Annotated in this window: 12 protein-coding genes; 6 read left to right on the plus strand and 6 right to left on the minus strand. The window is 68.0% G+C overall.

Annotated features, from left to right (window positions below):
- The first annotated feature begins 166 nt into the window (after window positions 1–166).
- Window positions 167–1,150: a DNA polymerase III subunit delta gene (gene holA / locus ABD260_RS19165; RefSeq protein WP_344234961.1), complete on the plus strand. Its 984-nt coding sequence runs from the start codon at window positions 167–169 to the stop codon at window positions 1,148–1,150.
- Window positions 1,151–1,524: 374 nt separating this feature from the next.
- Here the strand turns inward: holA and rpsT are convergent, their stop codons facing one another.
- Entirely contained in the window at window positions 1,525–1,785 is a 261-nt protein-coding gene (gene rpsT / locus ABD260_RS19170; protein ID WP_344234962.1) for a 30S ribosomal protein S20, read from the minus strand.
- Between the two features lie 156 nt (window positions 1,786–1,941).
- On the minus strand, window positions 1,942–2,499 hold the full coding sequence (locus tag ABD260_RS19175; RefSeq protein ID WP_344234963.1) for an SRPBCC family protein: 558 nt from the start codon (window positions 2,497–2,499) through the stop codon (window positions 1,942–1,944).
- A gap of 182 nt (window positions 2,500–2,681) precedes the next feature.
- Between ABD260_RS19175 and ABD260_RS19180 the strand changes: the two genes are divergently transcribed.
- Window positions 2,682–5,678 carry a S8 family serine peptidase gene (locus ABD260_RS19180; protein ID WP_344234964.1) on the plus strand — a complete coding sequence of 999 codons (2,997 nt, stop codon included), beginning with the start codon at window positions 2,682–2,684 and terminating at the stop codon, window positions 5,676–5,678.
- A gap of 64 nt (window positions 5,679–5,742) precedes the next feature.
- Here the strand turns inward: ABD260_RS19180 and ABD260_RS19185 are convergent, their stop codons facing one another.
- Genes ABD260_RS19185 through ABD260_RS19195 form a run of 3 tightly spaced genes read right to left on the minus strand, consistent with a single transcriptional unit; the run spans window position 5,743 to window position 8,392 of the window.
- Window positions 5,743–6,915 (minus strand): hypothetical protein, encoded by a 1,173-nt coding sequence (locus tag ABD260_RS19185; protein ID WP_344234965.1) that lies wholly within the window; start codon window positions 6,913–6,915, stop codon window positions 5,743–5,745.
- Complete coding sequence (locus tag ABD260_RS19190) at window positions 6,912–7,451, minus strand: sigma-70 family RNA polymerase sigma factor (protein ID WP_344234966.1); 540 nt, start codon at window positions 7,449–7,451, stop codon at window positions 6,912–6,914. The genes ABD260_RS19185 and ABD260_RS19190 overlap by 4 nt, the downstream gene beginning before the upstream one ends.
- Before the next feature lie 41 nt (window positions 7,452–7,492).
- Window positions 7,493–8,392, minus strand: coding sequence for a phosphotransferase family protein (locus ABD260_RS19195; protein WP_344234967.1), 900 nt, complete (start codon window positions 8,390–8,392; stop codon window positions 7,493–7,495).
- A 101-nt stretch (window positions 8,393–8,493) separates the two neighbouring features.
- Between ABD260_RS19195 and lepA the strand changes: the two genes are divergently transcribed.
- The 3 genes from lepA to ABD260_RS19210 all read left to right on the plus strand — a co-directional run bounded on the left by lepA (window position 8,494) and on the right by ABD260_RS19210 (window position 12,094).
- On the plus strand, window positions 8,494–10,383 hold the full coding sequence (gene lepA, locus ABD260_RS19200) for a translation elongation factor 4 (RefSeq protein ID WP_344234968.1): 1,890 nt from the start codon (window positions 8,494–8,496) through the stop codon (window positions 10,381–10,383).
- Window positions 10,383–11,294, plus strand: a complete 912-nt coding sequence (locus ABD260_RS19205; protein ID WP_344234969.1) for an aminoglycoside phosphotransferase family protein — start codon at window positions 10,383–10,385, stop codon at window positions 11,292–11,294. Before lepA ends, ABD260_RS19205 begins: the two co-directional genes overlap by 1 nt.
- Before the next feature lie 185 nt (window positions 11,295–11,479).
- The gene (locus ABD260_RS19210) at window positions 11,480–12,094 is read left to right on the plus strand and encodes a TetR/AcrR family transcriptional regulator (protein WP_344234970.1); all 615 of its coding nucleotides are present in this window, start codon (window positions 11,480–11,482) and stop codon (window positions 12,092–12,094) included.
- A gap of 36 nt (window positions 12,095–12,130) precedes the next feature.
- Here the strand turns inward: ABD260_RS19210 and ABD260_RS19215 are convergent, their stop codons facing one another.
- Window positions 12,131–13,054 carry an SDR family NAD(P)-dependent oxidoreductase gene (locus ABD260_RS19215; RefSeq protein ID WP_344234971.1) on the minus strand — a complete coding sequence of 308 codons (924 nt, stop codon included), beginning with the start codon at window positions 13,052–13,054 and terminating at the stop codon, window positions 12,131–12,133.
- 126 nt (window positions 13,055–13,180) lie between these two features.
- Here ABD260_RS19215 and ABD260_RS19220 point away from each other — a divergent pair, with 126 nt between their 5' ends.
- Entirely contained in the window at window positions 13,181–13,762 is a 582-nt protein-coding gene (locus tag ABD260_RS19220) for a TetR/AcrR family transcriptional regulator (protein WP_344234972.1), read from the plus strand.
- The last annotated feature ends 20 nt before the right edge of the window (window positions 13,763–13,782 follow it).

A 13,782-nucleotide genomic window follows, 5' to 3' on the forward strand; every position in this document is an offset into this window, starting at 1 on the left:
TACTGTCCAACCAAGCAAATCCACCCGGTGTTGCAACCACCGCGTGAATCCGCCCAGGGAAAGGCTCCCCCAACACCCCACGCTGCGGCGGGCGGCGGGCGGCGGGCGGCGGGCGGCGGGCGGCGGGGGTGCGGGGAATGTCGGGGTGGCGTGGGATGCTGGGTGGGTGGCTGCTCGTAGGGGTTCTGCGCCGAAGCTTGGTGACGTGTTGCTGGTGACCGGGGCCGAGTCGTTTCTGGCGGATCGGGCCGTCCGGTCGGCGATCGCGGCGGTGTCCAAGGGGACCGACGAGGTCGAGGTGACCGATCTCGACGCGGCGGCGCTGGACGTGGGTGTGTTCGCCGAGCTGACCGGGCCGTCGTTGTTCGCCACCGAGCGCGTACTGGTGGTGCGGGCGCTGGAGAACCTTCCGGCTGAGATGGCGCCGCACCTGATCGAGTACGCGGGCGCGTCGTCGGACGACGTACTGGTCGTGCTCGTGCACTCCGGTGGGCAGAAGGGCAAGGGCGTACTCGACAAGTTGCGGAAGGCATCGGTCAACGAGGTCGTCGCGACCGCGCCGAAGACGTGGGAGCTGCCGCAGTTCGTGGCGGGGGAGATCCGGTTGCACGGCGGTACGGTCGATGAAGGGGCGGCGTCGGCGCTGGTCGACGCGGTCGGGCACGATCTGCGGGCGTTGGCGGGTGCTTGTTCGCAGTTGGTGTCGGATTCGGGCGGTCAGGCTGTGACGACCGCGCTGATCGGGCAGTACTTCGGCGGTCGGGCGGAGGTCACGAGTTTCGCGGTCGCGGACGCGGCGATCGCGGGGCGTACGGAGCCTGCGCTGGAGCAACTGCGCTGGGCGTTGGACTGTGGGGTCGCGCCGGTGCTGGTGACGAGTGCGATGGCGGGTGGATTGCGCGGGTTGGCGAAGTACTCGAGCGCGCCGAGTGGGATGCGGGAGGCGGACCTGGCGCGTGAGGTCGGGGTGCCGCCGTGGAAACTCAAGCAGCTGAAGCAGCAGTCGCGTGGGTGGACGCCCGGTGGGTTGGCTGCCGCCATCAAGGCCGTTGCTCAGGCCGATGCCGACGTCAAAGGCGCCTCCGGCGACGCCGGGTACGCCCTCGAACGCATGCTCCTCAAAGTAACCGCCTCCCACGGCCGCCGCTGACCCACCGCCGCCCACGGGGCACCCCCAACCTCCTCCCCGCCACCGCCCGCGCTCCCGCCACCGTCCGCGCTCCCGTCACCGTCCGCGCTCCGGGCCACCGTCTGCGCTCCGGGCCACCGGCCGCGCTCCCGCCACCGCCCGCGCTCCCGCCACCGTCTGCGCTCCGGGCCACCGGCCGTGTCATTTCAGAGGTGAACCTCTCGGTTTGCCCCTTTGCGGGTCGCATGCGGCGGGTGAACGGGCAACCCGTGAGGTTCACCTCTCAAATGCACCCGGGGGAGCTGAGGGGGTTGGGCAGGCATGCGAAAACGATCGGTCGGTCCTGGGGACCGGCCGATCGTGGGGTTCGCCTGCGGGGCGTGAGCCCCGGTAGGTCAGAGCGAGGCGACCTTCTTGAAGATGGCCGACTTGCGGTTGGCTGCCTGGTTGGCGTGGATTACGCCCTTGCTGACGGCCTTGTCGAGCAGGCGGCCGGCCTTACGGGCGGTGTCCTGGGCCTTGTCGGCCTCGCCGGCCTCGACGGCCTCGTGAAAGCGGCGAACAGCCGTCTTGAGGGTCGACTTCACCGACTTGTTGCGAAGTCGCGCAGCCTCGTTCTGGCGGTTGCGCTTGATCTGGGACTTGATGTTCGCCACGGAGCAGAGCCTCGATCAGGAGTATGCGGTCAATACGGAAGGTGTTGCGGCGCACGGCAAAGCACCATCCGTGGGCGCGCGAAGGACCAGATTACCAACAAGGCGGCCCGAGCTCCAAACTCACTCCAGCTGGGGCGTACGGGCGGTGGGGGCGGGTCAGCGGGTGGCGGGTGTTTCGGCGGTGGATTTGAGCCGGACGAGGGTGGTGTGGATGCCGTCGGCGTTGCGCGGGGTGCGGTTGCCGAAGATCGGGCGGAAGAGCAGCCGGAGTACGCGGGGGCGGTGGTCGGTCCAGGATTCGGTGAGGTGGCAACCGGATTCGGTGTCGGTGAACTCGTAGTCCCAGCGCGAGATCGGGACCGGCCCGAAGGTGATGTCGAACGTGAAGCGCCGCCCCGGCTCCGCGATCACCACCTTGCCGAAGGTGAACCACCGGACCATCCCAACCCGGTTGTGCCCCACGAACCGCATCCCCGGCACCGGACCCGCCCCGGAAGCACCGGCGCCCGCGGACGCCCCGGCCGACCCGGACGCGCCGGCGCCCGCGGACGTGCCGGCCGACCCGGATGCACCGGGCAACCCGGCTGATCCGGATGACCAGGTGACCCTGGTGCATTCGGGGCTCCATTCGTGCATCCGGGGTAGATCGCTGACCAATCGATACAGTGCGTCAGCGGTCGACTGCACTGTGATGGACTCGGTCAGGTCGGGCATCGGGTTTTCCCTTGCTGTCGGCAGTTGCCTGGTCTGCTGAGCGTGACAGCACTGTCGCCCGGACGGCATACTCGGGGCCCCGTGACGCCGGTCACCCGCCGGCGCACTCGAGCGAACCCGAAGCGACCCCAAAAGCGAACCCCAGCTCCACCATCGCTCCGTCCAAGCCCTGGAGGAACTCCGTGTCCCGCAAACGTCAGGCGATCGTCGTCGCCTCCGCGCTGATCGCCGCCATGGCCGGCGTACCGGTGCTGGTGAACGCCGCCAGTGCCAGCCAGACCGCCCCGCCACCGGCGGCCGACCCCGAGGTGAAGCGCTCGGAGACCGGCTCGTACATCGTGCAGCTCGACGACTCCCCGGTGGCGGAGTACGACGGCGACATCGCCGGTCTGGCCGCCACGAAGGTGCTGCCGGGCGGCAAGCTGCTGAAGACCGCCGCGCCGGTCGTCGACTATGTGAAGCACCTCGCCGGTGAGCGCGACCAGGTGCTGACCAAGGTCCCCGGCGTGAAGAAGCTGTACGACTACAGCTACACGTACGCCGGTTTCTCCGCCGAGATGTCGTACGACGACGCGGTGAAGCTGGCGAAGTCCTCCGGGGTGAAGAGCGTCGAGCCGAACGAGATCGAGCACGCCGACACCGTCGACACCCCGCGCTTCCTCGGCCTGTCCGGCAAGGGCGGCGCCTGGCAGCAGGCGGGCGGGACCGACAAGGCCGGTGACGGCGTGATCATCGGCATGATCGATTCCGGGTACGTGCCGGAGCGGCCGAGCTTCGCGCCGATCAAGACCAGTAAGCAGTCCGACGCGCTGGTGGCGAAGAAGTGGAAGGGCACCTGCCAGGCCGGCGAGGAAGCGCCCGTGACCTGCAACAACAAGGTGATCGGCGCGCGGTACTTCGACAAGGGCATCGGCAACCGCCCGATCCCCGAGGAGTTCAAGTCGCCGCGTGACTACGGCGGCCACGGTACGCACACCGCGAGTACGGCGGCCGGCAACTACGGCGTCGACATGACCGTGATGGGTCGCGACTACGGCAAGGGCTCCGGCATGGCGCCGCAGGCCCGGCTGGCGATCTACAAGGCGCTGTGGGCGGTCGACGCGACCGGCGGCGGCAGCGGTACGGACGCAGACATCGTCGCCGCGATCGACGCCGCGGTGTCGGATGGCGTCGACGTCATCAACTACTCGATCTCCGGCAGCGGCTCGACGTACGTGAACGCGACTGGTCTCGCTTTCCTGCGCGCGGCGAAGGCGGGTGTGTTCGTGGCGACCAGCGCCGGTAACACCGGTCCCGGTGACGCGACGGTCGGCAAGACGTACCCGTGGGTGATGTCGGTTGCCAACGGCACCCATGACCGCGACGTGCAGACCACGGTGACGCTGGGCAACGGCAAGTCGTACGTCGGCGCGGGTATCGGTTCCGGTACGCCGCAGACGCCGGTGATCCTCGCGAAGGACGCCGGGCTTTCCGGTGCCGACCCGGCCAACCTGCTGCTCTGCCAGGCGGGCATGCTCGACCCGGCGAAGGTCAAGGGCAAGATCGTGGTCTGCGACCGCGGTGGGAACGCCCGCGTCGACAAGAGCCTGCAGGTGAAGAACGCGGGCGGTGTCGGCATGATCCTGCTGAACATCACGCCCGGCACGCTGGACAGCGACCTGCACTCGGTCCCGACCGTCCACCTCGACGACACCAAGGCGGCGGAGGTCAAGGCGTACGTGGGTGGTACCGCGAACGCGACGGCCACGATCAGCCCGGGTACGCCGGTCCGCGTGACCGCTCCGAAGGTGGCGAGCTCCTCCAGCCGCGGACCGTCCCCGGCCGGCAACGGTGACCTGCTCAAGCCGGACATCATGGCGCCGGGTACGAACGTACTGGCCGCGACGACCGCGTTCAGTGCGGCCGGTGGCGAGTACGCGTTCATGAGCGGTACGTCGATGTCGACGCCGCACATCGCCGGTATCGCGGCCGTACTGAAGAGCAAGCACCCGACCTGGTCACCGATGGCGATCAAGTCCGCGCTGATGACGACCGCGACCGACAAGGACACCAGCGGCAAGCCGATCCAGAACGACTCCGGTTCGCCGGCCACCCCGTTCGGGTACGGCGCGGGTCAGGTCCAGCCGAAGTACGGGATGGACCCGGGCCTCGTGTACGACTCCACGTACACCGACTGGACCAAGTTCGTCTGCGGTTCGGGGCAGGTGCCGAGTACGCATGAGCTGTGCGCCAACGGGAAGATCGACCTGAGTGACCTGAACTACCCGACGATCGCGATCGGGGACCTGGCCGGCAAGCAGACCGTGACCCGGACCGTGACGAACGTCGGCAAGACCCCGGAGGTGTACTTCCCGAAGGTGGAAGGGCTGAAGGGCCTGAAGGTCACCGTGACGCCGAAGCTGATGATCACGATGCCGGGCCACAGCACGACGTACAAGGTGACGTTCGAGAACAACGGCGCTCCGCTGGAGCAGTACTCGTTCGGCCGGCTGGTGTGGAAGTCGGCGAAGCACACCGTGGCCAGCACGCTGGCGATCAAGCCGCTGACGGTGAAGGCGCCGGTCCAGGTCAACGGAACCGGTACGAGTGGCTCGGTGCAGGTACCGGTCACCGCCGGGTACGCCGGTACGCTCAACACCACCGCACTGGGGCTGAACCCGGCAACGGTCGGCGAAGCCGCACTGAAGAACCCGGGCGGCGTCGCGTTCCCGACGGCGAGCCCGAAGGCCAATGACCACGTCGCCAAGTTCACCGTGAACGTCCCGGCCGGTACGACGTACGCGCGGTTCTCCACCTTCGATGCGGACTACCCGGCCGGTACTGACCTGGATGTGTTCGTCTACAAGGCCGGTACGACCACTCTGCTCGGTAGCAGCACCGGCGGCTCCGCTGAGGAAGAGGTGAACCTGCCGCAGCCCGCAGGTGGTCAGGTGGACGTGTACGTCGACCTGTACGCCGGTGCGAACCAGCAGCAGGTCAAACTGAACCACTGGCAGATCCAGAACGCGCAAGGCAACCTGACCGCTACACCGGCCAGCCAGCCGGTACAGGTAGCCGGACAGGTCGCAGTAACCGCCACCTGGTCCGGCCTGACTGCCGGCACCCGCTACCTGGGCCAACTCCACTACACCGACGGCGCCGACGGCTCCGGCTCCACCATCGTCCGAGTCGACAGCTGACCCACCAAGCAACTCAGCCCCCACACCCGATCAGGTGTGGGGGCTGAGCCCTTTATCGGAGCGATCAGGGTTTGACGAGCGCGATGGACTCGTCAGCCTTGCCGACGGCGATCTGCTTGCATTCGCCGGTCACGACGCTGCAGCGGAAGATCTTCTGCGCCGCCTTCGCGTCGTCGACCAGGACCACGTTGTCCGGGTCCTCGAAGACCCCCGCGCCGGCCCAGGTGGACTTGGCCGGGAGCTTCAGCTCGGTGACCTTGCCGCTGGCAACGTCGACGGCGAACCCGGCGCTGCTGACCATGGTGGCGCCATCCGGTGACATCGTCAGGTACGGCGAACGCGAGGTCTTGGGCTGGTAGCAGTACTCGCGCTTCACCTCGAGTCCGTTCGCGCCGAGCGTGGCGGCTTTGGCGCAGAACTTCTTGCCGTCGGCGGTGGTCGACATCGCGATGGTGCCGGTGCCGCGTTCCACGTCCGGCTGCAGCTCGTCGATCTTGACCGTGCGGGTGTCCTTCGAGCCGGGCCGCCAGACGGTCGCCGGACCCGGGTTCAGGCCGTGCTCGTTCATCCAGATGCCGTCCTTGTTCCAGCCGAACAACTCGAGGTTCCGGGTCCGGACGGTGATGCTCGACGTCTCCTTGCCGCTCTTGACGTCGATGACCACGACGCGGCCGGTCGGCTGGCCGTAGGTGGAGAGCGCCACGGCGACCTGCCGGCCGTCGGGCGAGACCCAGCCGGGGCCGGCGCCGAGCGGGCCGATCGGCCGGACCTTGCCGTCCGCCGAGACCACCGCGGCCTGCGACTTCTTCGGGTCGGGGTAGCCGGTGTCGACCAGCCAGCCGCCGTCGACCCGGGCCAGGACCCCGCCCTTCACCCCTGGGTTCCGGACCGTCTTGCCGCCGTCGTGGAGCACGGCCCACCAGGTGTCCAACGGGTTGTTCGGGTTGTTCTCCACGGTCACCGCGTACGGGATGCGCGGCGCCCCGTCCGAAACCGGTCCCATCGCCGGAAGACCGGCCACGGATGGTTCGTCGTGCTTGGTCAGGCTGCTCAGCAACGGCACGGCCATCGTCAGTACTACCGCGATGCCGGCCGCGGCCAGTGCCATCGGCATCCAGCCGCGGCGGGTGGAGGTGCTGGTGCTGTCCAGCTCCAGGCCTGGGCCGTGGGCGGAGTCCGGTACGGTGCCGGCCTTGGTGTGCAGGTAGTCGCGGAGGCGGGTCTCTGTGTCGTTCATCGGTGGTCCTCGAGTTTCTTGGTCAGAGCCGCGAGACCGCGCGACGCGGTCGCCCTGGCGGTGGATGCACTGATGCCGAGGAGGTCGGCGATCTCCTCGAACGGGAGATCGAGGTAGTAGCGCAGTACGAGCACCTCGCGGGACCGGGTGGGCAGTCCCTGTAGCGCCTCGCGTACCTGGAGGCGCTCTTCCCCGAGCACCGCGGTGCTCTCCGCGGAGTCGTGTGGCGCCTGGTGCGGAGGCGTGTAGAGGCGGGCCACTCGGCGGCGCCGGAGCGCGGACCGGCTCGCGTTGAGCACAGTCGTCCGCAGGTACCCGAGCGCTTTTCCGGAGTCCTTCAGCGGCCACCGCCGGTACAGCTGGGCGAACGCCTCTTGGACTATGTCTTCGGCTGTCTGTCTGTCGTCGATCACCAGGACGGCCAGGCGCACGAGACCGCGCCACTCCCGGCCGTAGAGCGCCGAGACGGCATCCCGTGCCTCGTCGGCGGCCTCTACCTGGTGAGGACGCTCGATACTCACCACTAGATTCGTCACACCCTTAGAGACGCCTGTCCGCCGGGAACGCTGCGTTCTGGTCAGGACAGTCTCTCGCGCACCCAGTCCAGGTGAGTCAGAGCGGACTGGCGCTGCCAGGCGCGGATGGTCGGCAGACCGGGCGGCGCGGGCTGCGCGGAGCCCCACCACTGCCCGCCGGCGATAGCTGCGATGAAGCCCGTGATCGCCTTGTCATCCGGTAGCGCAGGCAGCCGTACCGACTCCCGCATGTCCGCGTGCAGGATCACGGTGTCCGTCCAGCGTGCAGCCAGCCCCGGGTGCGCCCAGTCGATGAACACCACCCGGTCGTCGGTCAGGATGATGTTGTCCGCACGCAGGTCGTAGTGCGCAAGCGCTTTGCCCTCCGCCTGCGCCCGGAGCCCCGTACGAGCCAGTGCCGCGAGCTCCTCCACCCGGCCGGCCATCCAGTCGGGTACGTCGAGCTGGTCCGCCAGCACGTTCTCCCACCGGCTCAGGAACTCCCGGCTCCGCACCGCGACTACTGGTGCATCCGGCCAAGGCGAGGGGTCCAGGGCATCGGTCAGCTCCGCCACCGCCTCCAGTACCCGATCAGCCTCGGGCTGTACCCAGGGGTGTACGGGCAGTTGGCCGTCGATGTCCTCATAGAGCATCCCGACCCAGTCGTTGTCGTCGTACACGTCGTACAGCACAGGTACTACCGGCAGCGGCCCCATGCTCTGCATCGCGGTGATCTCGCGCCGGAACAGCTCAGGCGTCTTGGGGTTCAGCGACGTACCTACTGCCTTCACGAAGGCGCGGCGGCCCGTGGCAGTCACCAGGCGGGCGGCGACGCCGGGAGAGAAGCCGCCCTGCTGGGTGGTGGCGGAGATCACGGTGGAGCCGAGTACGCGCTCCACCCACGCCCGTACGGCAGCGGGCAGCTTCTCGTACGGCAACCGGACCCCCGCAGCATGCGCCATGCCAAACCACGCTAGCGGCCCAGCGCCACTGATTTTCGAATCCGCTGGACCCGCATGGGATGATTGACCGGATATCACCCGAGACGAACTGGATCCCCTCCGTGCCCGCTGTTCCCACGAACGTGCCGCAGCCGGGTCGTACCGACCCGTCGCTGATCCGGAACTTCTGCATCATCGCCCACATCGACCACGGCAAGTCGACGCTGGCCGACCGGATGCTGCAGATCACCGGGGTGGTCGACGACCGCTCGATGCGGGCGCAGTACCTGGACCGGATGGACATCGAGCGTGAACGCGGCATCACGATCAAGTCGCAGGCGGTCCGGCTCCCGTTCACGCCCGGACCGGACACTCCGGGCGGCCTGCTCGCCCCGGACGGCACCACGTACATCCTGAACATGATCGACACGCCCGGCCACGTCGACTTCACGTACGAGGTGTCGCGGTCGCTGGAGGCGTGCGAGGGTGCCGTGCTGCTGGTCGACGCCGCGCAGGGGATCGAGGCGCAGACGCTCGCCAACCTGTACCTGGCGCTCAACGCGGACCTGCACATCATCCCGGTGCTGAACAAGATCGACCTGCCGAGCGCGCAGCCGGAGAAGTACTCCGAGGAGCTCGCGAACATCATCGGCTGCGACGCCTCCGACGTACTCCGGGTGTCCGCGAAGACCGGCGAGGGCGTCGAGGAGCTGCTGAGCGAGATCGTCGCGCAGATCGAGCCGCCGAAGGGCGTCAAGGACGCGCCGCCGCGGGCACTGATCTTCGACTCGGTTTACGACACCTACCGGGGCGTGGTCACGTACGTGCGAGTGGTCGACGGCGAGCTGACCCACCGGGACCGGATCAAGATGATGTCGACCGGCGTGGTCCACGAGATGCTCGAGGTCGGCGTGATCTCGCCGGAGCCGAGCAAGACGCCCAGCATCGGCGTCGGCGAGGTCGGCTACCTGATCACCGGGGTGAAGGACGTCCGCCAGTCCCGGGTCGGTGACACGGTCACCTCCAACGTGCACGGCGCGACCGAGGCGCTCGGCGGCTACAAGCACCCGCAGCCGATGGTGTACGCCGGTTTGTACCCGATCGACGGCGACGACTACCCGACGCTGCGCGACGCGCTGGACAAGCTGCAACTGAACGACGCCGCCCTGCAGTACGAGCCGGAGACCTCCGGCGCGCTCGGCTTCGGCTTCCGCTGTGGCTTCCTCGGGCTGCTGCACATGGAGATCGTCCGCGAGCGGCTCGAGCGCGAGTTCAACCTGGACCTGATCTCGACCGCGCCGAACGTGGTGTACCGGCTCGTCATGGAGGACGGCACCGAGCACGTCGTCACCAACCCGAGCGAGTTTCCGGACGGCAAGGTCGACGAGGTGTTCGAGCCGGTCGTGAAGGCGACCATCCTGAGCCCGAGCGACTACATCGGCGCGATCATGGAGCTCTGCCAGACCAAACGCGGTCAGCTGCAGGGCATGGACTACCTGTCCGAGGACCGGGTCGAGCTGCGGTACACGCTGCCGCTGGCCGAGATCGTGTTCGACTTCTTCGACCAGCTCAAGTCGAAGACCAAGGGGTACGCGTCGCTCGACTACGAGCCCACCGGCGAGCAGGCGGCGCAGCTGGTCAAGGTCGACATCCTGCTGCACGGCGAGACGGTGGACGCGTTCTCCGCGATCGTGCACCGCGACAGCGCGTACGGGTACGGGGTCGCGCTGGCCGGCAAGCTGAAGGAACTGATCCCGCGGCAGCAGTTCGAGGTGCCGATCCAGGCCGCGATCGGGTCCCGGGTGATCGCCCGCGAGACCATCCGCGCGATCCGCAAGGACGTCCTCGCCAAGTGCTACGGCGGTGACATCACCCGGAAGCGGAAGCTGCTGGAGAAGCAGAAGGAAGGCAAGAAGCGGATGAAGATGGTCGGCCGGGTGGAGGTCCCGCAGGAAGCCTTCATCGCCGCCCTCCGCACCACGGACAGCGGAGAGAAGGCAGGCAAGAAGTAGTGCCGGTCGAGATTCCGCCCGGTCTGCTCGTTGTCGCGTCGCGCGGGCCGGACTGGGCGGAGTGGATCGAGCGGCTGCCGCGGCTGACGCGCGATCTGCTCGGCGAGTGGGAGTTGCGCACAGACGGCTCCCCGGCGTACGGGAACTGTGCACTTGTTGTGCCGGTGCTGACGAGTGACGGCCAACGCGCCGTACTGAAGGTGCAGTTCCCGCACTGGGAAGCCGAGACCGAACACCTCGCACTGCGGATGTGGGGCGGCAACGGCGCGGTGCACTTGTTGCGTGCGGACCCGCGGCGGTACGCGCTGTTGCTGGAGCGGTTGGAGTCGCGGGACCTGACCACGATCGATGCGCTGGACGCCTGCGAGCTCGTTGGTGCTACCTACAAGCGGCTGCACGTCGAGGCCGGGCCGCAGTTCCGTACGCTGTCGGGGGAACTGCAGCGCTGGGTGGAACGGTTCCGCAAGCTGCCCGCCTCGGCCCCGGTGCCGCACCGGTACGTCGAGCAGGCGATCTCCCTGTCCGAGGACTTCATCGCTGATCCGGCGACCGACGGGCGACTGATCCACACCGACCTGCACTACCAGAACATGCTGGCCGCCGAACGCGAGCCGTGGCTGGTGATCGACCCGAAACCGCTCTCCGGCGACCCGCACTTCGAGGTCGCACCGCTGATCTGGAACCGCTGGGACGAGGTCGCTGGGGCGGACGACCTGCGGTTCGCGATCCGGCAGCGGTTCTGGACCACGATCGACGCGGCGGGGTTCGACGAGGACCGGGCGCGCGCCTGGGTGATCGTCCGGCAGCTGCTGAACGTGCTGTGGACGCTGGAAGACGCCGGCACCGACGAGTCCCTGCCCCAGGACTGGCTGACCCGCAACATCGCCATCGTCAAAGCAATCCAGGACTGAACCCAACCCAGCGCCCGCCGGCGCCGAGTGCCCGGGGTGTGGTGGGTCCGTGGGGTCGTGAGGTGTGTGGGGTGGTGAAGTGCGTGGGGTGGTGAAGTGCGTGGGGTGGTGAAGTGCGTGGGGGGTGAGGTGGGTGCGCGGGATGTGTTGGGGCCGGGGGTTGGGGAGCACCTAGACTCGAGCTCGTGACCGTCGCCAATCGTCGTGCTCGGAGCCCCCGGGGGTCGGGGGAGGACCTGCGTGCTGCTCTGGTGGCGACCACGGCCGAGCTGCTGGAGACGCACGACCTCGACAGCCTGTCGGTGCGTACGGTCACCTCGGCCACCGGCGTCAGCCCGACAGCGCTCTACTTGCACTTCACCGACCTGCCGGAGCTGTTGCGAGCGGTCAAGAAGCGCTTCTTCACCGAGCTACGGGACGCACTGACCGCAGCCGCGGCTGACATTGCGGACCCGTCGGAGCGCGTGCGGGCGTTGGCGCTTGCTTATCTCGCGTACGCACGCGAGCACGTCGGCCAGTACGCGGTGATGTTCCACGCGCACCGCCGTACCGACGCCCCGAGTACACCTGCGCCGGAGCTGGTGGAGATCGGCTGGGCCGCCTTTGAGCCGCTGATAGACGCGGTCGGCGCTGTACTGCCCGCCGCTCCGGCTGACGAGGTGCGCGAGACGTCCGTCGAGCTCTGGCTCGCCCTGCACGGCCGGGCACAGCTCAGCGTCGCCATGCCCTGGTTCGACCTACCGGACGAAACCCGCTACGTAACGCGCCTCGTCCGGCAACTACTGGTCCAACCCACCTGAGCCGTACGGCGATCGCCCCGTCCGGCGACTGCTGATTCAACCTGCGTAAGCGGTCTTGCCTCCGTCGATGACGAGTTGAGAGGCGGTCAGGTACGGGAAGTCGTCGGACGCCAACGCCAGCGCGAACGTTGCGATCTCGTTCGCCGTCGCCATCCGCTGCAGACCGGGAACATGGGTCTTCCCGAAGTTGGCAGCCATCGCGTTCCACACCGGGTCCGGAACATTCATCATCCCGGCCAGTCGGCGGACGAAGTCGGTGTTCGTCGTACCAGGGATCAGGGTATTGATCCGGATGCCCTGCGCGGCGTAGTCATGCGCCGCCGACTGCACCATCCCGACCAGACCGCGTTTGGTCGCCGTGTACGCCGCCTTCTTCTCGGTGGTTGCGATCGCATTCGACGACGACGTGACGACAACTGTTCCACCGCCGCGCTTCAGCAGATGCGGCACCTCGTACTTGAGCGCAAGGAAGTTGCCGCGCAGGTTCGTGTTGGTCACGTCGTCCCACTCAGCCGTCGTGTACTCGTGAAGCGGCCGCTGCACACTGATCCCGGCGTTGTTGAAGCAGACGTCGAGCCCGCCGTACTTCGCCGCCACGCCGTCGACGAACTTCCGTACATCGTCCTCGACGCGAACGTCGGCCCGCAGATACGTAGCCTCTCCGCCGGCCGCCCGGATCTCGGCCTCGACTTTCCGCCCGAGCTCCTCGCGCCGCCCGCAGAACCCGACCTTCCCACCTTCGGCCGCGAACAACAGCGCCGCCGCCCGCCCGATCCCGCTCGTCGCGCCGGTGATCACCACGACCTTGTTCTCGAACCGCCGCCGCGCCGACGCCTCGATCGGTGGTGGCGCATCACCGCCCTGCACAAACGCCACCCCAGCAGCAGCCCCAGCCGCCGCGGCCGCAACCCCCACCGCACCAGTAGTAAGCACCCGACGCCGACTGTAACCCTCGCTCATCCTCACCCTCCTGATCCTGTGTTTACGGTTGTAAATATACACATGTAAATGTGATTCGTGAGACAGGTCTCGCTGCCGTGACTGACTGGCTTGTAGTTAGTAGGTAGTAACTACTAACTTGGAGGCATGGCTTCGGGGCGGATGACTCGGGATGAGCGGCGGGCGCAGGTCCTTGGGATCGCTGAGGAGGAGTTCGCGATCGCGGGGTTGTACGGGGCATCGACGGAGACGATTGCGCGGCGAGCCGGGATCACGCAGGCGTACGTGTTCCGTTTGTTCGGGACGAAGAAGCAGTTGTTTCTTGCGTGCGTGGACGCGGCGTTCGGGCGGATGGCGACGGCGCTGCTGCGGGCGGCCCGCGGGGCGCGGGGGATCGAGGCGCTGGCCGCGATGGGGCAGGAGTACTACGACATGCTGTCCGACCGCACCACGCTGCTGCTTCAGCTCCAGGGCACGGCCGCAGCCGCCGCGGGCGACGGGGAGGTCCGCGACGCGGTCCGCGCCAGCTTCGCCCGGCTGTGGCAGACGGTCGCGCAAACCGCGAACCTCGACCCGGTCACGATCAAGGCGTTCCTCGCCTTCGGCATGCTCCTCAACACCAACGCCGCCCTCGACCTCCCCCAAGTAGACGAACCCTGGTCCCACCAAGCCAGAACCCTCATCAACCCAGGCCTCTTCACCCACATCACCACCAAAACCAACCAATGAACACCCCACCACCCCACCCC

The sequence above is a fragment of the Kribbella hippodromi genome, from assembly GCF_039531045.1.
Lineage (GTDB): Bacteria > Actinomycetota > Actinomycetes > Propionibacteriales > Kribbellaceae > Kribbella > Kribbella hippodromi.

Excerpts from the sequence above, each read along its gene's own strand:
- ABD260_RS19175 (WP_344234963.1), bottom strand. The coding sequence starts at position 2,499 with ATGCCCGACCTGACCGAGTCCATCACAGTGCAGTCGACCGCTGACGCA.
- ABD260_RS19185 (WP_344234965.1), bottom strand. The coding sequence starts at position 6,915 with ATGAACGACACAGAGACCCGCCTCCGCGACTACCTGCACACCAAGGCC.
- ABD260_RS19195 (WP_344234967.1), bottom strand. The coding sequence starts at position 8,392 with ATGGCGCATGCTGCGGGGGTCCGGTTGCCGTACGAGAAGCTGCCCGCT.
- ABD260_RS19215 (WP_344234971.1), bottom strand. The coding sequence starts at position 13,054 with ATGAGCGAGGGTTACAGTCGGCGTCGGGTGCTTACTACTGGTGCGGTG.
- ABD260_RS19220 (WP_344234972.1), top strand. The coding sequence starts at position 13,181 with ATGGCTTCGGGGCGGATGACTCGGGATGAGCGGCGGGCGCAGGTCCTT.